This is a genomic window from Psychrobacter fozii, from assembly GCF_003217155.1.
Classification (GTDB): Bacteria; Pseudomonadota; Gammaproteobacteria; order Pseudomonadales; family Moraxellaceae; genus Psychrobacter; species Psychrobacter fozii.
Window position 1 is genome coordinate 146,926 of the sequence record NZ_QJSU01000002.1, and the last position, 19,894, is coordinate 166,819.

16 protein-coding genes and 1 tRNA gene are annotated in these 19,894 nt (G+C 42.6%); 11 read left to right on the forward strand and 6 right to left on the reverse strand.

Annotated elements, in window-relative coordinates; all coding sequences use genetic code 11:
- The first annotated feature begins 65 nt into the window (after positions 1 to 65).
- Positions 66 to 1,274: an ABC transporter ATP-binding protein gene (locus tag DFP82_RS03435; RefSeq protein WP_413786952.1), complete on the forward strand. Its 1,209-nt coding sequence runs from the start codon at positions 66 to 68 to the stop codon at positions 1,272 to 1,274.
- Between the two features lie 15 nt (positions 1,275 to 1,289).
- On the opposite strand, the gene DFP82_RS03440 is transcribed toward DFP82_RS03435, so the two are convergent.
- Complete coding sequence (locus DFP82_RS03440; RefSeq protein ID WP_110922344.1) at positions 1,290 to 2,183, reverse strand: methyltransferase; 894 nt, start codon at positions 2,181 to 2,183, stop codon at positions 1,290 to 1,292.
- Positions 2,184 to 2,345: 162 nt separating this feature from the next.
- Positions 2,346 to 2,627, reverse strand: a complete 282-nt coding sequence (locus DFP82_RS03445) for a hypothetical protein (RefSeq protein WP_110922345.1) — start codon at positions 2,625 to 2,627, stop codon at positions 2,346 to 2,348.
- Positions 2,628 to 3,067: 440 nt separating this feature from the next.
- On the opposite strand from DFP82_RS03445, the gene gyrA reads away from it, so the two are divergent.
- The 6 genes from gyrA to DFP82_RS03475 all read left to right on the forward strand — a co-directional run bounded on the left by gyrA (position 3,068) and on the right by DFP82_RS03475 (position 10,831).
- The gene (gyrA, locus tag DFP82_RS03450; RefSeq protein ID WP_110922346.1) at positions 3,068 to 5,869 is read left to right on the forward strand and encodes a DNA gyrase subunit A; all 2,802 of its coding nucleotides are present in this window, start codon (positions 3,068 to 3,070) and stop codon (positions 5,867 to 5,869) included.
- Between the two features lie 200 nt (positions 5,870 to 6,069).
- Positions 6,070 to 7,140: an EamA family transporter RarD gene (gene rarD / locus DFP82_RS03455; RefSeq protein ID WP_110922347.1), complete on the forward strand. Its 1,071-nt coding sequence runs from the start codon at positions 6,070 to 6,072 to the stop codon at positions 7,138 to 7,140.
- A gap of 240 nt (positions 7,141 to 7,380) precedes the next feature.
- Positions 7,381 to 8,448, forward strand: a complete 1,068-nt coding sequence (gene rarD, locus DFP82_RS03460; RefSeq protein ID WP_110922348.1) for an EamA family transporter RarD — start codon at positions 7,381 to 7,383, stop codon at positions 8,446 to 8,448.
- A gap of 188 nt (positions 8,449 to 8,636) precedes the next feature.
- On the forward strand, positions 8,637 to 9,305 hold the full coding sequence (locus DFP82_RS03465) for a glutathione S-transferase (protein WP_110922349.1): 669 nt from the start codon (positions 8,637 to 8,639) through the stop codon (positions 9,303 to 9,305).
- A gap of 93 nt (positions 9,306 to 9,398) precedes the next feature.
- Entirely contained in the window at positions 9,399 to 9,656 is a 258-nt protein-coding gene (locus tag DFP82_RS03470; RefSeq protein WP_110922350.1) for a hypothetical protein, read from the forward strand.
- A 32-nt stretch (positions 9,657 to 9,688) separates the two neighbouring features.
- Complete coding sequence (locus DFP82_RS03475; protein WP_110922351.1) at positions 9,689 to 10,831, forward strand: ribonuclease Z; 1,143 nt, start codon at positions 9,689 to 9,691, stop codon at positions 10,829 to 10,831.
- A 40-nt stretch (positions 10,832 to 10,871) separates the two neighbouring features.
- Here the strand turns inward: DFP82_RS03475 and DFP82_RS03480 are convergent, their stop codons facing one another.
- Complete coding sequence (locus DFP82_RS03480; protein ID WP_110922553.1) at positions 10,872 to 11,843, reverse strand: ATP-binding protein; 972 nt, start codon at positions 11,841 to 11,843, stop codon at positions 10,872 to 10,874.
- A 349-nt stretch (positions 11,844 to 12,192) separates the two neighbouring features.
- Between DFP82_RS03480 and DFP82_RS03485 the strand changes: the two genes are divergently transcribed.
- From DFP82_RS03485 to DFP82_RS03500, 4 genes are all read left to right on the forward strand, one after another.
- Positions 12,193 to 13,248, forward strand: a complete 1,056-nt coding sequence (locus DFP82_RS03485; protein WP_110922352.1) for a serine/threonine protein kinase — start codon at positions 12,193 to 12,195, stop codon at positions 13,246 to 13,248.
- A 168-nt stretch (positions 13,249 to 13,416) separates the two neighbouring features.
- On the forward strand, positions 13,417 to 13,977 hold the full coding sequence (locus DFP82_RS03490) for a DJ-1/PfpI family protein (protein ID WP_281269538.1): 561 nt from the start codon (positions 13,417 to 13,419) through the stop codon (positions 13,975 to 13,977).
- Between the two features lie 66 nt (positions 13,978 to 14,043).
- The gene (locus DFP82_RS03495) at positions 14,044 to 14,442 is read left to right on the forward strand and encodes a ribbon-helix-helix domain-containing protein (RefSeq protein ID WP_110922354.1); all 399 of its coding nucleotides are present in this window, start codon (positions 14,044 to 14,046) and stop codon (positions 14,440 to 14,442) included.
- Positions 14,443 to 15,042: 600 nt separating this feature from the next.
- Positions 15,043 to 16,107 carry a 2,3-butanediol dehydrogenase gene (locus DFP82_RS03500; protein WP_110922355.1) on the forward strand — a complete coding sequence of 355 codons (1,065 nt, stop codon included), beginning with the start codon at positions 15,043 to 15,045 and terminating at the stop codon, positions 16,105 to 16,107.
- Between the two features lie 144 nt (positions 16,108 to 16,251).
- Here DFP82_RS03500 and DFP82_RS03505 read toward each other — a convergent pair.
- The 3 genes from DFP82_RS03505 to DFP82_RS03515 all read right to left on the reverse strand — a co-directional run bounded on the left by DFP82_RS03505 (position 16,252) and on the right by DFP82_RS03515 (position 19,787).
- A tRNA-Leu gene (locus tag DFP82_RS03505) sits at positions 16,252 to 16,336 on the reverse strand.
- Between the two features lie 215 nt (positions 16,337 to 16,551).
- On the reverse strand, positions 16,552 to 18,354 hold the full coding sequence (locus DFP82_RS03510; protein ID WP_110922356.1) for a sigma 54-interacting transcriptional regulator: 1,803 nt from the start codon (positions 18,352 to 18,354) through the stop codon (positions 16,552 to 16,554).
- Between the two features lie 101 nt (positions 18,355 to 18,455).
- Complete coding sequence (locus DFP82_RS03515; protein ID WP_110922357.1) at positions 18,456 to 19,787, reverse strand: two-component system sensor histidine kinase NtrB; 1,332 nt, start codon at positions 19,785 to 19,787, stop codon at positions 18,456 to 18,458.
- Positions 19,788 to 19,894: the final 107 nt, after the last annotated feature.

A 19,894-nucleotide genomic window follows, 5' to 3' on the forward strand; every position in this document is an offset into this window, starting at 1 on the left:
ATTTTTCTATCGTTCTACTGCTTTATCTACAGGTTTTATTTACTAATCGCTAACTGGTACCGTCTATGCACACTGATTCAATCAAATGCTCATCAGGCTCTCAATCAATGGATACTGAAGCAGATACTAGTATCAACCCTTATTTTAGTGTGCAAGATTTAATAGTGGGTTATGACGATACGATCATCGTTAATGGACTGTCGCTAGTGCTACAGCAAGGCGAGATTGGCTGCTTTTTGGGTTACAGCGGTTGCGGGAAAACCACCGCATTACGCGCTATTGCAGGGCTAGAGCAAAGTCGTGGCGGTAATATTCATCTGAGTAATCAATGTTTAACAGATATCACCGATCGCAAGTCATATGCAGTAGCGCCTGCCAAGCGTGGTATGGGTATGGTGTTTCAGGACTATGCATTATTTGGTCATCTCAGCGTGGCAAAGAACATCGCTTTTGGTCTCAATAAATGGTCTGCCGCTGATAAAAAAGCACGTGTCGCTGAAATGTTAAGCCTTGTTGAATTGACCGAGCACGCGGACAAACGTCCAAATGAGCTTTCAGGTGGGCAGCAGCAGCGAGTAGCCTTAGCTCGTGCATTAGCGCCGAAGCCTAAACTATTGCTACTTGATGAACCGTTTTCGAATTTGGATGTGGTGCTACGAGAATCATTGGCAATGAATGTCCGTGATATCTTAAAACGCACCAATACCACGGCTATTTTGGTAACCCATGATCAAAACGAAGCCTTTGCATTAGCGGATAAAGTTGGGGTAATGCAAGCAGGTAAGTTGGTGCAATGGGCGACGCCGAGCGAACTTTATCATGAGCCAATCAGTCCTTTTGTTGCTGAGTTCGTCGGCGAGGGTGCGATGATAGATGGCATCATCAAAGAAGGTCATGTTGAGACAGCACTGGGTAATATTTATCGCCGTACGGAAGTCTATGATGAGTCTGGTCAACCGCAGTACTGTGAATATGATTATCCAAACGGTACATTGATTAAAGTATTGGTGCGCCCTGATGATATCATTCACGACGACGATAGTAAGCAGACGGCATTGGTTATCGGGCGTGTGTTTCGCGGTGCGAACTACTTGTACCGCTTACAACTAGACGATGGGCAGACAGTACTGTCGCTAGTTGCCAGTCATCACAATCATGGCATAGGAACACGCATCGGTATTTTGCCCATGCTTGAGCATGTAGTCGTGTTTGATGAAAAGAATATCAATGCGACCACATGGTCAGAGTATGATAGATCAGAAGAGGCACAGTAGTAGTTGCGTATCAATTTAACGAGTGGCCAGTATGTGCAAATAGCGTCCCAGCCACTTGTAGGGTTCTAGTTGTGAGTAGCGCAGTTCCATCCGAATGACTGCTTCTGGGTCATTATGTCCGCCACGTTTGAGCGGTGCATAGTCATGAAATACACGCAGACCACTGGTGCGCACCGTTTTATAATGATGCGTTGCCAGCCAAGACTCTACTTCTTCTTTAGCGACAGGGTAATTGGGCGTTAGGCTTTTTTTGTTGTCAGCTTTGTATTCGGGATTATCAAGTAAATTAAAATTCCCCATGATCAGGTTGCGATAATCGAAGCTGGCTGGGTTATAAAAGCACAATGACAGCGCACCATTATCTGTTAGATGCTGATCAAAAAAGCTCATGACTGCAGCGGGCTCTGCCAACCATTCAAGTACGGCATGACAGAGTATCAAATCAAATTTATCTTTCTTATCACCGTTTACCTTATCTGTTAGCTTTCCTGCAAGATCTTGATACGGGCAAACATGCCATGTGATATCTAACACTTGATCACTCTTTTCCGCACTTGCTTTTGCTTTTTCTAGCATATTCTCAGAGATATCATTGATCATCAGTGTGTGACCTTGAGCAGCAAGTTCAATCGAAATCTGAGCCAATCCTGCACCCACATCTAAGATACGTAGCGGTCGATTCAGATCTTTGCTCATTTGCGTACAATATTCAAAGATGTCACGACGCAGTACTGCCAGTCGGATGTCACCTTTCAGACCGCCGTAGACCTTCTTTTCAAAATGATCAGCAATGGCATCAAAGCTACGATCTGCTCGATCGACTTCTGCTTGTTCAACTTCTGCTCGATCGACCTCTATTGATATGGAACGGTTTGATTCAGGTTGGCTGTCTTGAGGTTTAGTTGGCATAAGTCATTCAGATCAGTAAGTAAGAGGTTTAGAGTATAGTCAGCGAACTACTAAACCGCTATGGTGTTACCCTCCCTAGAGGTACTATATGTACAATCTGTGGTCGGCTGCCTTGTAGCTGTTTTAGGTCTCTTTGACTATAAGAAAAGTATTTAATTCAATCTAGCGTTTCAAACGTCTATTAATGACCCATTTGAAGATGATTTTCGATAAAATAATAATGACAAATACGACGATAACAAACACCCACATACCATTGCCTTGTAGGTTTTCTTGATAAGCTTTTGCCAAGTATGCTGATAAAGCCATTGCGACTAAAAGTGCGCCCCAACGGACATAAGGTACAGCACGATTGTTATGGTTAGGAAATTTAGAAACATAATCGCTCGAAAAGCTATATAGCACCATTGCTAAAATCCAAACAATCGCAAGAATGATATCCATAATAAGAGTAGCCTGTTAAATCGTTATTTAAGTGTTGTAAAAGATAAGTTAGTGTAGCGTTTAATTTTTTTTTGTCTAGGGCATGTTTTCAATTTACTGGATAGTCATTTACATGGGTTAGAAATGGCAAAATCAGCCAATCAAAACGTGCCTGTTAGTAATATATTTTCAGAGGGTGTTGATTGCTTCAAATATTGCAGTTAATAGGCTGTTTTGCTTGATTTTAATAGTACTCGGAACCCCCTAAATCGGCAAATTTGTGCTAAAATAGCTTCTTTATTTTACTATCAAAAATATCATCATTTTCCCAGTATTTTTCACGCTTTATAGTGTTGCTGTGCCCGTTGTATTTATTGGTTTTTATCAATATTGATGGGCGCTAATAATCTATCTATAAAGCCTGCAAAATTAATAGCGTGGATATGAGTGAAGGAGTGTATATGAGCGAGTCGGTCAGTCCTATTGGCATCGTAGATGAACTGAAGCAGTCCTATCTGGATTATGCGATGAGCGTGATTGTCTCGCGTGCGCTACCTGATGTACGTGATGGGTTCAAACCTGTCCATCGCCGCGTGATGTATGCCATGCATGTGCTATCTAATGACTACAATAAGCCATACAAGAAGTCAGCACGTGTGGTCGGTGATGTCATCGGTAAATATCATCCGCATGGTGATAGCGCTGTATATGATGCGATTGTCCGTATGGCGCAGGACTTTAGCTTGCGTTATCCGATGGTTGATGGTCAAGGTAACTTTGGCTCGATCGATGATGATCCTCCGGCAGCCATGCGTTATACCGAAGTACGTATGACCAAACTGACTCATCAGATGCTTGCTGATTTGGACAAAGACACGGTCGATTGGGAAGACAACTATGATGGCTCTGAGCGTATGCCAAGCGTCATGCCTGCGCGTATTCCTAACCTATTGGTCAATGGTGCAACCGGTATTGCTGTCGGTATGGCGACCAACATGGCGCCACATAACTTGACCGAAGTGATTAATGCGTGTTTGGCGTATGCCGAAAACCCACAAGTTTCAGCTGAAGAGTTGATGTCACATATCTCAGGTCCTGACTTTCCTACAGGCGGTATCATCTATGGCCGTGCCGGTATATTAGATGCTTATCGCACTGGTAAAGGCCGTTTGCACATCCGTGGTCGTTACCATATCGAGCCGATGAGCAATGCTGGCGTCAACCGTGATCGCGAGCGCATTGTATTTACAGAAGTGCCTTATCAAGCCAATAAAGCCAAATTGATTGAGCGTATCGCAGAACTCGTACGTGATAAAAAAATCGAAGGCATTAGCGAAATTCGTGATGAGTCTGATAAAGACGGTATGCGTATCGCCATTGACTTGCGCCGTGGTGAAACTGCTGAAGTTATCGTCAATAACTTGTTCTTACAAACGCCGCTAGAGTCTAGCTTTAGCATCAATATGGTCGCGCTTGATAATGGTCAGCCAAAGATATTGACCTTGCGTCAGCTCATTGCTGCTTTTGTCCGTCATCGTCAAGAAGTAGTGACACGTCGTACGATTTATGAATTGAACAAAGCGCGCGTTCGTGGTCATTTGCTTGAAGGCCTAACGGTCGCACTAGCAAATATCGACGAAATTATTGCGACAATTAAAGCCTCTGCAAACCGCGGCTTAGCACGTGAAAGCTTGTTGAATAATACGTGGGGCTCAGGCAGCGTCGTTGCGATGCTAACGGCTGCTGGTAGCCAATCTGTCCGTCCTGACTTTATCGAAGGCGAAGATCCTAAAGCACCGTTTGGTCTGATCGAAGGCGAAGAGCGCTATCGCTTGTCACTTGAGCAGGTTAATGCGATTTTAGACATGCAATTGCATCGCTTGACGGGTCTTGAACAAGACAAATTAACCGAAGAATACCAAGACTTATTGCGTGAAATTGCACATTTAGAGTCTATCTTAGGTGATTTCGATAAGTTAATGGCCATTATCTCGAATGAGATGATTGAGATTCGTGATAACTTTGGTGACGAGCGCCGTACGGACATTATTGACTCACGTACTGACTTTAGCCGTGAAGACCTTATTCCAGAGCAAACCGTTGTGATGACAGTGTCGCGTACGGGCTATGCTAAGACTCAGCCAATTGATGATTATGTCGCGCAAAAACGTGGCGGTAAAGGTAAGTCTGCCACGGCGATGAAAGAAGATGATGTCATTGATCATTTAGTCGTGACTTCAACTCACTCTACCGTATTGTGCTTCACGGATAGTGGGCGTGTCTTTAGCTTACGTGGTTTTGAAGTGCCAATTGCTAGCCGCGGTGCACGTGGTCGTCCGTTGGTCAATCTAATCGGCTTAAATGGTGATGAAACCGTTACGACGATATTACCGATTCCAAAAATCGTAGAGGACACATCGGTCACAGGTGAGATATCAGACGCAGATATCTTAATAGATAGTGATGATGACTCATTAGAGGGCAGCAACCAAGCAGAGGCGCCTTTTGTCTTCTTTGCAACGGCTAATGGTACCGTGAAACGCGTAGAGCTCAAGCAGTTTGCAAATATTCGCTCGAACGGTCTCATTGCAGTTGGTCTAGAAGACGGCGATAAACTGGTCAGCGCTCGTATCACTGATGGTAGCCAAGAAGTCATGTTGTTTGCCTCAAGCGGTAAAGCCATTCGTTTCGATGAAAATGATGCGCGTGCGATGGGCCGTACTGCAAAAGGCGTCCGTGGTATGCGTCTGGCTACTGACGAATTTATCAAATCATTGGTCGTTATCGAAGACGATGTACGTGAAATTCTGATTGCTTGTGAAAATGGCTTTGGTAAACGTACATTCATTGATGAGTTCAATACGCAAAATCGTGGTGGTGGCGGTGTGATCGCGATCAAGACCAGTGAGCGTAATGGTGCGCTGGTTCGTGCCACTAAGGTTGATCCTGAAGATGACATCATCTTAATCTCTGACAAAGGCACGTTAGTTCGTACGCCAGTTGAGCATGTGGCCAGTTCTGGTCGTAATACTCAAGGTGTCACTCTGATTCGTCTGTCAAAAGATGAAAAGCTGGTCGCTATGGCACGTGTTGAGCACCAAGAAGGCGATGATGAGCTTGTCGATGCCATGAAAGAAGATGGTACATTCGATGTAGAAGGTCAAGAGCAGATAGATATTGATGCGGCGACTGGTGATGCAGTGTCAACCGACGTCAGTGATGTTATTGATATTGCAGATAATGATGAATTAGACGGCGAGTAAGTGCCTCAGTAGTTAGCTTTTTGATCTAGTCTTATATGATTGTTCTAGAAAAGCCTCTGACATTATCGTCGGAGGCTTTTTTGTTTTTCTGAGGATTATTAATTTTGAGGTCAGCTGTTAGCTCTTAAGTTATATAAACCTCAGCTTCTATAATTTTTTATAAATTACGCCCATAAAGTTATATTTTTAAGGCTGTTGTTATGTTTACGACCAATCAAACCTTTCAAGGTACCCTTGCATCGATATCATCGAGCTTTTTATTCGCGATGATGTTTTTGTTCGGGCTTTTTATGCTGCCTCTAACTGGCACACAAGTAGCGTCATGGCGTGTGTTGATGATGCTGTTGAGTCTGATGTTACTAGTCAGTTTTACCAAGCAGTGGCAGCATGTTTTTGACTATATAAAGACGCTCAAGACGATTAAAGAATGGTTAATATTTATATTACCCGCACCAATTTTGGGTGGACAGATTTGGTTGTTTATGTGGGCACCGGTGAACGGCTTTGGTTTGGATGTCACTTTGGGCTACTTTCTATTGCCGCTAGTGATGATAGTACTGGGTCGGTTTTTTTACCATGAGTATATGAGCGTATTACAGTGGGCGGCAGCGCTATTTGCAGCGATGGGTATTGGCTATGATATATTCCAATATGGGTCGATATCTTGGGTGACGCTGTTTGTATGCTTGGGTTATCCGCCGTACTATCTGCTGCGGCGTACGCTGTCTGTGCCACCAGTGACGGGTCTGCTGTTTGATTTGACACTGCTGACGCCAGTGGTACTCACCATGCTATATTTTAGTGGTGGCTTTAGTGTGGCAACACAAGACATGAAATTTTGGTATCTATTGCCATTGCTTGGTGCTTTTAGTGCGCTTGCGATGTCGTTGACAATGATTGCGAGTAGTAAGCTGCCCGTGTCATTATTTGGGGCATTAAGCTATGTAGAGCCTATGCTGCTATTTGTGTTATCTATTACCGTTCTCAGTCAGAGTCTTGAGGAGGGCGGTTCTCTCTTTATGTACGGCATGATTACGCTTGCGCTACTGGTTATGATGGCGGATAGTGCGACAGGCTATATGGTTCGTCGCCGTGATGATCATTTGCATGGTTATAGAGAACCGCAGATAGGGGGCTTTCCTCCACGGCGTCATTTTATCAATCAGCGTATCGATGGCGTGCTAACAGCCCATCGTTTTCGTAAGAAACGCCGCTATCAAAAAAAGATGAATAAGATACAGCAAAAAATAGAGAAACTTGATTTAAACTAATCAGTTAGGTGCATTTAATTTACTCAATGAAGAAGTTGAGTCAATAGGTGAACACTGGCATTGCTTATCTGTTTTGACTTTGACATAATGCCCGCCATGATGTAAGCACGATACATTCAAAGCGTTTATCTTAGATTGCGCGACGACCTTATTTGCAAAAGCCTCAGACGTTCTCGTCTGAGGCTTTTGTTTTTTTTAAAAATTGCCAAGGATGTGCACCAATCGTTAAAGGCCGCTGCCATGATGACTACTAACCAAACCTCGCAGGGTACAATCACTGCCGTGGCTGCAAATTTTTTGTATTCACTGCTGTTCTTATTTGGCTTACTACTGCAACCATTATCAGGTACACAGGTTGCGTCGTGGCGCGTGCTAACGATGTTTTTTAGCTTGGTGTTGCTAGTCACTTTGCTAAAGCAGTGGCAGCATATTTTTGATTATCTAAAAACACTAAAAAACGCGAAAGAGTGGTTTTTATTTATACTACCCACACCGATTTTAGGTGCGCAAATTTGGATATTCATGTGGGCACCCGTCAATGGCTTGGGGCTGGAAGTAACGTTAGGCTACTTCTTATATCCGATGATTATGATTGTGGTTGGTCGCTTCTTCTATAATGAAGACATGAGCCTACTCCAGTGGGTTGCCATCGGATGCGCAGGCTTTGGTATTGCTTATGATATCTTTCAATATGGTGCTATTTCTTGGGCAACGTTGTTTGTCTGCTTGGGTTACCCGCCTTATTATTTATTGCGTCGTTATTTGGCAGTGCCGCCCATCACTGGTCTTATATCGGATCTTGTATTGTTGTTACCAGTCGTATTGGTTGCGCTGTATATGAATGGTGGCTTTGAAGTAGCGATAACCAACCATAAACTGTGGTATCTGTTGCCTTTACTTGGCATTATTAGTACCGCTGCGATGTCGTTGACGATGATAGCGAGTCGGAAATTGCCAGTCTCACTGTTTGGTACTTTATGCTACCTTGAGCCGATATTCTTGTTTATATTTTCCATTGCTATTTTGGATCATAATGTCGAAGAAGGCTCGATGCTGATGTACAGCATGATTTTTATCGCATTGCTTATCATGATTGCGGACAGTGCACTTGGTTATATGGCACGCAAACGTGACGACCGACTACATGGCTACAATGAGCCACAAGTGGGTAGTTTTCCACCGCGCCGTCGTCTCAAAAATCGCCGTATTAAAGGCGTATTAGCCGCGCATCGGTTTCGTAAAATTAAAAAGTATCAGCAAAAAATAGATAAGATGACACGCAAAATCGAAGCATTGCATTTAAAGTAAACATTGCTAGTGGGCGTAGGTTGAGTCTGACTTGGCGGGCTATATCTTTTGGCATAACGCGATACAGTTTCTGTGTCAAAGATGAGGTAATTACGCTATTATCAAGAGCAGTGCTGCCAGACTTAGAGAAATGCAGCACACCCTATATAAAATATTATTGCTCATTCACACTATAACTAGGATGGTTTATGTTGCATCTTCATCATTTAGCAAACTCACGCTCGTTCCGTATTTTATGGCTGTTAGAAGAGTTAAACATCGATTATAACTTGACGAGCTACGAGCGCACTAAAGCATATCGCGCGCCAGAAAGCCTAAAAAAGGTGCACCCACTTGGCAATGTACCCATACTAGAAGTGAATGATCGCGCGCTGATTGAGTCAGGATTTATCATTGAGTATCTACTCAAACATTATGATAAAGAGCAGCAGTTTAAACCTACTGATGACAATGAAGCAGCATGGGAAGCTTATACTTTTTGGTTACACTTTGCTGAATCATCGCTGATGCCACTGCTAGTCATGCGTTTGGTATTCACCAAAGTGGTTCAACAGTCCCCAATGCTGATCAGGCCCATTAGTAAAAAAATTCAGGGTCAAGTCGAAAAAAATATGATCAGCAGTGGTCTAGAAAAAATGCTGTATATGATTGAGCAGCGCTTGCAAGACAATCATTGGTTTGCAGGCAGTGAGTTCAGTGCTGCTGATATTCAGATGCACCTTGCGATTGCTGGAGCCAATGCAGGTGAAGGTTTAGATAGTCGCAAATATGCCAATATTTTGAATTGGCTAAAACGTTGTGAAGAGCGTGATGCCTTTAAACGTGCAGAAGCCAAAGGCGGTCGTTTGCAGTTTTAGACGAGCTATATTTAACCAATGATAAATAACTAATTTGATAGTAAAATGAAAGGTTTTGTTTATTTATAGACAAAACCTTTTTTAGGATTACAAATGACAGATTCGAATAAATTAAACACCAAAAAAATTGATACAGACAATACTGCTGACTCTCAAATTGATAGAGCCGCTGTGAATAGCCAGCAAGTCTCTATCAAATCTTGGTCACAAAAATTGCTCGTGGTTATACTATGTGTGGCCAGTTTTTATGGTGGTTGGAAGTCTTATGAATCCAACATGGTCAATGAATGTACGGCCAATGGTGGGCAGATGGTTGAAGCACAAAAAACCATGATGTGCCAATTATCATAGTGAATAAGTATTATATGTAAGAGAGGTAATCTATGTTGAGGCTGACTTTTTTGGGTACCTCTGCTGGTGTGCCGACCAAACAGCGTAATGTGACAGCACTAGCGATTGAATGTCTGAATACGCATGGTGCTCAGCCAAATAATCAATCACGAGCTGCCAATCACAATAATCAGAACAAAAAATCACGTCCATGGGTGTTGATAGATTGCGGTGAAGGGACGCAGCAGCAACTGTTACATACCAAGCTCTCTTTGCATCAACTAGCCGCCATCTGTATCACTCATGTGCATGGTGATCATTGCTATGGCCTGCCAGGTCTATTAGCGAGTGCAGCCATGTCAGGACGCCGCGAGCCGCTGACACTCATTGCCCCAAAAGCCATCGCGACATTGCTCGAAGCCATTACCTTAACCACGGAATTGTATTTACCCTTTGCTCTCAATTTTGTAGCAATTGAAGAAGTGTTATCTGAGCAAGGTAACACCAATAAGGTTAATATTCGCTTGAGCGACCAGCATCAGCTTGATATTGATATCACGCTGCTATCACATCGGGTTGCTTCTCATGCATTTGGTATCACGCAGACTATCCATCATCGTACGCTTGATACGGATAAACTGCTAGCGCAAGGTATACCTGCAAGCGCACTGTGGGGTAAATTGCAACAAGGTGAAGACGTTATCACTGAAGAGGGTCAGCAGTTATGTGTAGATGATTATGTTAATGATGATCTATCACGAACGCGAGTAGTGGTGGCTGGTGATAACGATACGCCAGCGTGTCTCACCGCGGCGTTGGTCGACACGGATTTGTTGGTGCATGAAGCAACATATACACATGAGGTACTGACTAAGATTCAAGCAAAAAATCCAGAGTTTGATCCGATGCATAGTAGTGCGCAATTGGTGGCGGATTTTGTGGAAAAAAGTGGCGTAAATAATTTAATTTTGACGCACTTTAGCGCCCGTTATCAGGGTTTTGATAATCCTAATAGCAAGACGCCAAATATGGCATACATTCGTTTAGATGCTAAGAGCGTTTACAGAGGCAATCTGTGGCTGGCGGCAGATTTTGACCAATATATGGTCGATGGTGCCGTTGACGTGGCAAGCAATCAAAAGAACAGTCAAGAGAAGAACCGCGTGCAGTATATAGGCTCTGCACGCAGTGATTAGACATGGCTAAGCTTAGATATGGTTTAGCGTTAAATATGACCTAGTACTTACTGTCTGCAATTTCCAATTGCGTTATACCGCTCCAGTATCGACTGAACTGGTAAGCAACTCGTCCTGAGCGACCACCACGTTCAGAGGCCCAACGTAGCGCATCCTTTTTGATCTTGTCAGGCATGGTCTGACTTTCCAAAGCATTCTTAGCATCACTATCCATATCAGCTGAGATTTTTTGCTGTTCTAAATTCAGATAATGCTGAACGATATGCAGATAAGTCTGCTGATCCATAGGATGGAAAGTGAGTGATAAACCGAATCTATCTGACAATGACACGGTTTCATCAATGGCTTCATAAGGATTGACTTCATCCGTCTGACCATTGTAGATATTAATATTGTCTTTCATCATTTGCGGTAGCAGGCGACGGCGATTACTGGTGGCATAGACCAGTAGCTTGTCTTGCTCAGAGTCTAGCGAGCCATCAAGCACGCTCTTTAGCGTACGATAGCTTTCATCTTGACCGTCAAATGCAAGATCATCACAGTATACGATGTAGCGGCAATTAGAATCTGCTGGTAGGGCATTAATGGCAGCGCGAATCTTATCTAATATTTGCAGATCATCGCGAGCAACTTCAATAATACGCAAGCCTTCACTATGATGGGCTTGAAGCAAGGCGCGAATCAATGATGATTTACCGGCACCGCGTGTCCCCGACATTAATACGTGATTGGCAGGATAACCCTTAATAAACTGACGGGTGTTTTGTACCAGTTTAGACTTTTGCTTATCGATACCATGCAAGTCATCTAAGCTCAAAAACAAGTTGACCGACAAAGGCTCTAAATTACCAGTGCGTCCACCAACCCAGCGATAAGCAAGTTGGTTCGGATCGATTTCAATCGTCGGTGTAACCTGCTCTTTTAAGTACTGACTGAGTAAGTCTAATAACGGTTGAGGTAGGGCATAAGTAGGCTGATTAGAGGGCGAGGTTGGGATTATTGGTTGTGACATAGTGGCTCTAGTAATTAAGGTTGTCTTTAATACCATACCCAAAAATATCATTAACGTGGCTAAACTTTTGGCGCCTACTGAGCGTAGTATTAGGGTGTGTCATAAATTAGCATATTAATACATTTAGTGGCCTTAAAATGGCTAAATTTTGCTAAACATTGTCAGAAATTCTGTCAATATGTTCATATTAACGGCAATTTCTTCCTTGTTTATCTACAATTTTTCTCATTTTAAGTCTCACAATCTAATTGATAACACGCCCTAGTCAAAATTATTCGCGCTATTATTATTTTTGGAAATGATACGAACGGGAATGCATTAATCTCACTCTATTATGAGAAAAAATACCATGAAAAATAGTGCCAGTAATCTGTCTATTAAGCAAGCGTTGCAGGTGCAAGCTCAGCAGATATTGCCCATTATTACGCAAGAACTAGTTGCACAGCATTTTAGCGAGATAGTACATCAGCGTATTGCTCAGCAAAGCACAGAACAAACGCAAGATGAGCATACGCAGGTTGTCAAAACACAAAGTATCAAAACGCAAAATATCGAAAATACTTCTTATCAAGGCTTAACGTGCGCCCAACATCTACAGTTTGGTCATGTCGTGATTAAATGGCAGTTGAGTGCCGATGCTTATCCTATATCTTCCGATTTAACTCACGAAGCAGAGGTTTTAGCTGCTGTAAAGGCCTTATCAAGAATCAAAGATAATACTATCGCACCGCCACTATTGGCGCATCATTGCGTAAACGTTCAGATACCAGAACAGCCTTGCAAGCTGGTAATATTAGTCATGCCTTATTACCCTAATGGTAGCTTGGTGAGTCAGCTGACCGCTTCAAAACATCCGTCATTGACAGCGTCACAAAAACATCATTTCATCATGCAGTCTGCCTGTTTAATAGCCAATTTGCATCACGCTGGCTGGCTACATAATGATATTAAACCTAGCAATATTTTGCTAGATTCTTCTTTCAATGATGCCTTGCTAAATAATGCAGGTGCCAGCAGCTTAATACCTAATCTATTATTGACTGATTTTGCCTTGGTAGAGAGGTTTAACGAACTAAAAGAGGGAAGCCCTGCTGGTACACCTGCATATCTTGCACCTGAGCGCTGGCAAGGACAGGGTGCAACGGTGCAAAGTGACATCTATGCGTTTGGCATTATGATGGTTGAGATATTAACAGGCAAGCGACCGTTTCAGGTAAGTAGCAATAGCAATGATAAATTAAAAGCGTGGGCGATTCAGCATTGCCAACAGCCTATTCCAAAGCTGTCATCAGAATATAGTCGTTATCAATGTATGGTTGATAAGGCATTGGCGAAGCGGGTAGAGAGACGGTATCGGAGTATGGAAGAGGTACTGATAGATTTAACGTCATTAGACAGTCGTTAAGTTTATGATTTGATTTTCAAAAAGTGATAGTTTGTAGTATTCACATATTACCCAGTCGTTGTTTTTTATGTTTGAATGGATATTCAGGCTCATTTTAAGCTCAGTCGCTATAAGCTAATTTGGGTTCCCGTATTTCATTATAATATTTCATTAAAATACAGTGAGAATATCATGGCTAAAGTACTTATCATTACCGGTGATTTTGTTGAAGACTATGAAAACATGGTGCCGTTCCAAGCGCTTTTAGCGATGGGACATGAAGTTGACGCGGTCTGCCCAGATAAAGTGGCAGGTGATAGCATTGCTACCTCCATACACGACTTTGAAGGTGATCAAACTTATACCGAAAAACGCGGTCATAACTTTGTTCTTAATGCGTCTTTTGCTGATATTAATGTCGCAGATTACGATGCTCTGTATTTACCAGGTGGACGTGCGCCAGAATACTTGCGTTTGAATGCTAAGGTCATTGCAATGATTCAGCATTTCGCAAATACTGATAAACCGATTGCGTCGGTTTGCCATGGTCCACAAATGCTAACGGCTGCTGGCGTATTAAAGGGTAAAAAAGTATCTGCTTATCCTGCGTGTCAGCCAGAAATAGAAATGGCTGGCGCTGAGTATGTCAAGTTACCTATGGATGGCGCTATTACCGATGGCCAACTGGTAACGGCTCCTGCATGGCCTGCCCACCCAGCTATGCTGAAGCAGTTTGTTGCCTTGCTATAAGCTTTAATTAGGGTCTGTTGAACATTTGAATATCAAACAGACCTTAGTATCGAGAGAGGATATTATATGTGCCAACTTTTTATTAGTGCTGACGATAGCTTGTGGCGCTCTAAAACCAAATCGCTTCGAATTCAGGGGGTTGTCACCTCAATTCGTTTAGAAGTGTTCTTTTGGGATATATTAGAAGAGTTGTCATTTCGTGATCAAATGACAGTTAATCATCTGATCACTAAGCTATATCTTGAATCTCTCGATGCTGATCATGACATTGGTAATTTCACCTCTTTTTTAAGGGTTTGTTGTTCTCGCTATTTATCATTAATAGCCGATGGCGATCTTTCTCGCGAAACAGAATTACCTTTAGAAAAAGTCGATGCAAAAAATATCATTGAACGTGAAACCCTGCGTAAAAAACAACGTAGTGCCTTATTCAATGACAGTGAGAAAAATACTTCTGTCCATTAGGGTGAGGTATTTCCTCAATTCAAGCGATAGTCATCTAGCTGGGCTACATCTTGCTAAATAGCTGGCCAATATCTCGATATTATCAACACTGTTTTTCTCGTTTGACGACAATTCATCTTATTTCCATCTTCATTTCTGAAATGAGGACATACCCTAGTTATGCCTATAGCAAGTGCATAATCATATAGTCATTATCAATGTATTATTGATAGGGCATTGGTGAAGCGTGTAGAGAGGCAATGTCAGAGTATGATGGATGTTTTAACTGTCTCAAATATCATGCGCAGTAGTGTATTTTATATTTTAACAGTCTTTAACAATACTTAACAGTCTTGATGCTTTCAAGATTTTTAAGAGTTGGATAATGAAGTATAGATTCTTTATTAACACTCATTATTAGCCTATTTTTTAATTGTATAGTCAGTTCAATATAAAAAATAGTTAGCAAGACTGGAGTGATGTTTTTGTCACTTCTGTCTGCATAGGCACAGCCTGAAATAAAAACTTAACTCGGTCGTGTGTCATATACAATGCATCTATTTTATTTAGAATTGACTATACCAATCAAGAGTATGTTGATCATAAACAAAGGAGTTTTATATGAAAGCAGCACGTTTTTATGATAAAGGCGATATTCGTATTGAAGATATTCCAGAGCCTACAGTAGAACCAGGCACAGTTGGTATTGATGTGGCATGGTGTGGTATTTGTGGTACTGATTTGCATGAGTTTATGGAAGGTCCTATCTTTATTCCGCCGTGTGGTCATCCTCATCCTATTTCAGGCGAGTCGGCACCCATTACGATGGGGCATGAGTTCTCAGGGGTTGTGTATGCCGTTGGTGAGGGTATTAATGATATTGAAGTCGGTCAGCATGTAGTGGTCGAACCATATATCATCTCTGATGATGTACCAACAGGCCCTGGTGACGATTATCACTTATCGAAAGATATGAACTTTATTGGTTTGGGTGGCCGTGGTGGTGGTTTGTCTGAAAAAATTGCTGTGAAACGCCGCTGGGTACATCCTATTGCCAATAATATTCCATTAGATCAAGCTGCTTTGATTGAGCCGTTAGCTGTTGGCTATCACGCGTATATGCGTAGTGGTGCTAAAGCAGGTGATGTGGCATTGGTTGGTGGCGGTGGCCCTATTGGTCTATTATTATCTGCGGTGCTAAAAGCCAAAGGTATCACTGTAATTCTGACGGAGCTAAGTGCTAAGCGTAAAGAGAAAGCCAAAGAAAGCGGGGTTGCTGATTATATATTAGACCCTACAGAAATTGATTTAAAAAAAGAAGTCATGAGCATCACTGATAATCGTGGTGTGGATGTGGCCTTTGAATGTACTAGTGTGAATAAGGTGTTGGATTCGTTAGTTGAGCTTAGTAAACCGACAGGTGTGGTCGTGATTGTTTCTATTTGGAGCCATCCAGCTACTGTAAACGTACATAGTGTGGTGATGAAAGAGCTTGATGTACGTGGCACGATTGGCTACGTGAACAATCATAAAGATACGATCCAACTGGTTGAGGATGGCTTGGTTAATCTTGAGCCATTTATTACTCAGCGCATCGCTTTAGATGATCTGATATCCAAAGGCTTTGAGACACTGATCCATAACAATGAATCGGCGGTAAAAATCATCGTCAATCCAAATCTATAATCGTTGTATATCGCCAGTGAGCCAGTACTATATCTTTGATATGATCCCCGCTAATTAGCGGGGATTTTTTATACAAATTCCAGACGTAAAAAAACCTGCTAAAAGCAGGCTTTGATATTTGGTCTAAGATGTACTATCCGAAAATGGTGGGGCTGGAGAGACTCGAACTCTCACACCTTGCGGCGCCAGAACCTAAATCTGGTGCGTCTACCAATTCCGCCACAGCCCCATTTTCGTTACTCTATCATTATTAGCGTTTAAACTCAAACACAACGTAGATAGTTAACTGATTCGGTAGTGCGTCTCAGTGGTTGGCTATTATATAGAGTTTGAATAGTTTGGCAACCCCTATTTGCAATTATTTTTAATTATTTAACGATTTTATTGTCAATATTTCATAAATATTTGATATTAATAGGGTTTTTAATTGAGTTTTTTATGTCTTTAATCACTATTTCTTTGCACTTCTGATGCAGTGATATCTAATTGCTGCAATTTACGCGTCAAGGTATTGCGTCCCCAACCGAGTAAGTTGGCAGCAGCTATCTTTTTACCACCGCTATGGTTGAGTGCAGCTGTCAGTAGAACACGTTCGAACTCAGGTGTCGCTGTCTGCAAAATATCCGTTTCTCCGGTTTGCAGAGACTGGGTAGCCCAAACAGCCAGTGCTTGCTGCCAACTTGTAACATTAGAGACAAGCTGACTTTGTTGAATAGGGTTTTGGTTGTCTGTGCCAGCACTATATAAATCTTGTTCTAGATGGGGATCTAGATTAGAAGGGATATTTTCGAGCAGCTCTGGTGGTAAATCCTCAGCCATGACGGTGTCGCCAGTCGCCATCACGGTCAACCATAGGCAGACATTTTCAAGCTGACGGACGTTACCACGCCACTCAAAAGACTGCATAATCTGTACAGCCATCGGATGTAGCTGTTTCGGTGCAGTATCCATTTGATCGGCAGCGCGCTTCATAAAGTAGGTCGCTAGCGCAGGGATGTCTTCGCGTCGTGTCCGTAGTGGCGGGAGTGGTAAGCGAATCACGTTAAGGCGATAAAATAAATCCTCGCGGAATTTGCCTTGTTTGACCAGCTCTTCTAAATTCTGGTGAGTGGCAGCAATGATACGCACATTGACTTTGACGGGTTGCTGACCACCCACACGATAAAACTCGCCATTGGCAAGTACGCGTAGCAGTCGTGTTTGAGTGCTAAATGGCATGTCACCGATTTCGTCTAAGAATAAGGTTCCGCCATCAGCTTGTTCGAAACGCCCTGGTCGAGTCGTCGTCGCACCAGTAAACGCACCTTTTGCATGGCCAAACAGCTCAGATTCAATAAGGTCATGTGGAATGGCTGCCATATTGAGTGCAATAAAAGGCTGCTGGTGACGCGGTGAGTGCTGATGTAATGCACTGGCGACCAATTCTTTTCCTGTTCCTGATTCACCTGTGATTAAAACAGTAATAGGTGAGTGCGCTAACCTACCAATAGCACGAAACACGGTCTGCATGGCTTGTGACTGACCAATAATGCCGCTGGGGTTGTCATTTGCGCTAATGTTTACTTTGACAGCAGTTTTAGGTTTGGTAACTTTATTGACCTTGCTAACTTTACTGACCGTATTAGCCTGATTAATAGGCTTGGATTTGGTATCAGACTTTGTATTAATGTTCGTTGTGGGATCAGCCGTTACTTTCGTTTCAGAAGTATCAGATTTGGTTGCCTTACTCTCTATCACCAGATTGGGTTGATAGTTAATCGCTTTATAAATCGTGGCAACGGCATCATCTAGATCGAATGGTTTGGGTAGATATTCAAACGCCCCTGTTTGGTAACTATTGATAGCAGAGGTAAGGTCTGAATGTGCGGTCATGATGACAATAGGCAGCTTAGGGAAGTGCTGATGTACCCAATCGCTAAAGGACAACCCATCCATCATCGGCATACGAATATCAGTCAATATCACATCGGGTAACTGCGTGACCAACTCAGTTTCTTGCAAGATATCATTCAGGCGTCCCCATGCTGCTTGCGCTTGGGTAAAGCTAATAACTGTAAGCCCTGCATCCTCAAAAGTATCTGCTAACACCATTCTCAGTGCGGCATCATCGTCGATGAGCCATAAAGTCGCTGGGCTATCATCAGGGGCATTATTGACCGTCACTTTGATGGCTTGGTCCGTGGGGATTTGATCGTTTGCCGTTTGAGTATCGCTTTTAGGTTTATGCTTGTCGCTATATTCAGTCATGTATGAGGCCTAATGAGCAATGAGTTGGTTCAGGATGGTAATGTCGTATTTGCGATGTAACTGTTCGAAATAATATCCGTTTTTTGCACTGTGATTGTTGATCAATGAAACGGCAGATATAGTGTAAAGCGTGTCTGCTGCTGACCTTGTACTTGTGTGGAACTGACATCAATCATACCACGATGATGGCTGATGATATCTTGCACAATAGATAATCCTAAACCAGTCCCTGCAGCACGGCTAGTCACCATTGGGAAAAATATTTGTCCAATCAATTCTGGATCAATCCCTGAGCCGTTATCGGTAATGTTTACTTGCAAGACTTGCTTGTGTTGATGCCCAATAATGGTGTGTTGAAAGGCGACCCGCGTTTGGATATGTAGGGTTGGCTGGTAATCTATATGGCAGTCAATGTCAGTCTCTGAATCTATCGATTGCAATTTTTTGGCTTCCGATAGCTCTTGCTGTTGTAGCGTTTGTTCAAACTCAGTCATGGACTCACAGGCATTATTGATCAGGTTTAAAAACACTTGAATTAATTGGTCTTTATCAGCGCATAGTTCAGGCAACGATAAATCATAATCTCGCTGTAGCGTTAATTGAGGGTATTGGTTGATCACTAAAGACAAAACATGCTCTAGGGGTTCATGGATATTCAGTGTTTGCCAGTTTGGCAGCTGATTAGATCCGAGGAACTGTCCCACCAGATGGGTTAAGCGATCCGTCTCTGAGATAATGATATCGGTATAGCCACGTAGTTTTTCGGTGGTCTTCTGTAGGTCTTCATTATGATTCGAACCAGAGTTTTTGCTGCTCATAGCAGTCGAAGCATTGCCATTAAGATTGGCATCATCGCTGAATTTGATAAATTTTCGTTGTAATAGTTGTGCAGCACCGCGAATGCCAGCCAGCGGATTTTTTATCTCATGGGCGACTGACCGTAGCATATGACGGGCCACACCATATTGTTGCTGTTGACGTTGCTCTTCTGATATACGGCTTTGGCGATCTTTGCCCCACATCTCGATGATAAAGTACGTCTTCTGCTCGTAGATGAGCGGCGTCACGCTATAGTCGACGGAAAACGATAAATTGCCATTCAATTGCGTATTTATGATGTGATCATGATCAATGAATGGTTGCTGATACTGTTTCGCTAGCTCAAACCTTTCGGCTAAAGAGCAATTTTGCTCATAGATTTCGTCGTTATTGATGCTAGGGCTGTCTTTTGGTTTTAATTCTTCGGGTGAGAGTAATGCCAATATAGGTTGATTGAGCAGCCTTCCACTGCTGATAGCCAGTAGTTGTTCGGCTTGAGCATTTAGCCAAGTAATAGAGAGATCTTCATTGACCCACAAGATAGCTGTGAACAAATGCTGTGATATGAATGCCAAATCAGGTGTCGATTTTGCGGTTGTCAAATGGGTTGTCATGGGTCGGCGCCTACAAAAAAATACTCAATATAATATTTAACCATAAATCAACACTATAGAGCGGCAAAACTGGCGATTTTTGCAAAAAAAACGTACAATGCGCACAG

Bases quoted from the DNA above. Each gene is read 5' to 3' on its own strand.
- DFP82_RS03480 (WP_110922553.1), bottom strand. From the start codon at position 11,843: ATGTCACAACCAATAATCCCAACCTCGCCCTCTAATCAGCCTACTTAT.
- DFP82_RS03445 (WP_110922345.1), bottom strand. From the start codon at position 2,627: ATGGATATCATTCTTGCGATTGTTTGGATTTTAGCAATGGTGCTATAT.
- DFP82_RS03500 (WP_110922355.1), top strand. From the start codon at position 15,043: ATGAAAGCAGCACGTTTTTATGATAAAGGCGATATTCGTATTGAAGAT.
- rarD (WP_110922348.1), top strand. From the start codon at position 7,381: ATGATGACTACTAACCAAACCTCGCAGGGTACAATCACTGCCGTGGCT.
- DFP82_RS03495 (WP_110922354.1), top strand. From the start codon at position 14,044: ATGTGCCAACTTTTTATTAGTGCTGACGATAGCTTGTGGCGCTCTAAA.
- DFP82_RS03435 (WP_413786952.1), top strand. From the start codon at position 66: ATGCACACTGATTCAATCAAATGCTCATCAGGCTCTCAATCAATGGAT.
- DFP82_RS03465 (WP_110922349.1), top strand. From the start codon at position 8,637: ATGTTGCATCTTCATCATTTAGCAAACTCACGCTCGTTCCGTATTTTA.
- DFP82_RS03440 (WP_110922344.1), bottom strand. From the start codon at position 2,183: ATGCCAACTAAACCTCAAGACAGCCAACCTGAATCAAACCGTTCCATA.
- rarD (WP_110922347.1), top strand. From the start codon at position 6,070: ATGTTTACGACCAATCAAACCTTTCAAGGTACCCTTGCATCGATATCA.
- DFP82_RS03475 (WP_110922351.1), top strand. From the start codon at position 9,689: ATGTTGAGGCTGACTTTTTTGGGTACCTCTGCTGGTGTGCCGACCAAA.
- DFP82_RS03485 (WP_110922352.1), top strand. From the start codon at position 12,193: ATGAAAAATAGTGCCAGTAATCTGTCTATTAAGCAAGCGTTGCAGGTG.
- DFP82_RS03470 (WP_110922350.1), top strand. From the start codon at position 9,399: ATGACAGATTCGAATAAATTAAACACCAAAAAAATTGATACAGACAAT.
- gyrA (WP_110922346.1), top strand. From the start codon at position 3,068: ATGAGCGAGTCGGTCAGTCCTATTGGCATCGTAGATGAACTGAAGCAG.
- DFP82_RS03515 (WP_110922357.1), bottom strand. From the start codon at position 19,787: ATGACAACCCATTTGACAACCGCAAAATCGACACCTGATTTGGCATTC.
- DFP82_RS03510 (WP_110922356.1), bottom strand. From the start codon at position 18,354: ATGACTGAATATAGCGACAAGCATAAACCTAAAAGCGATACTCAAACG.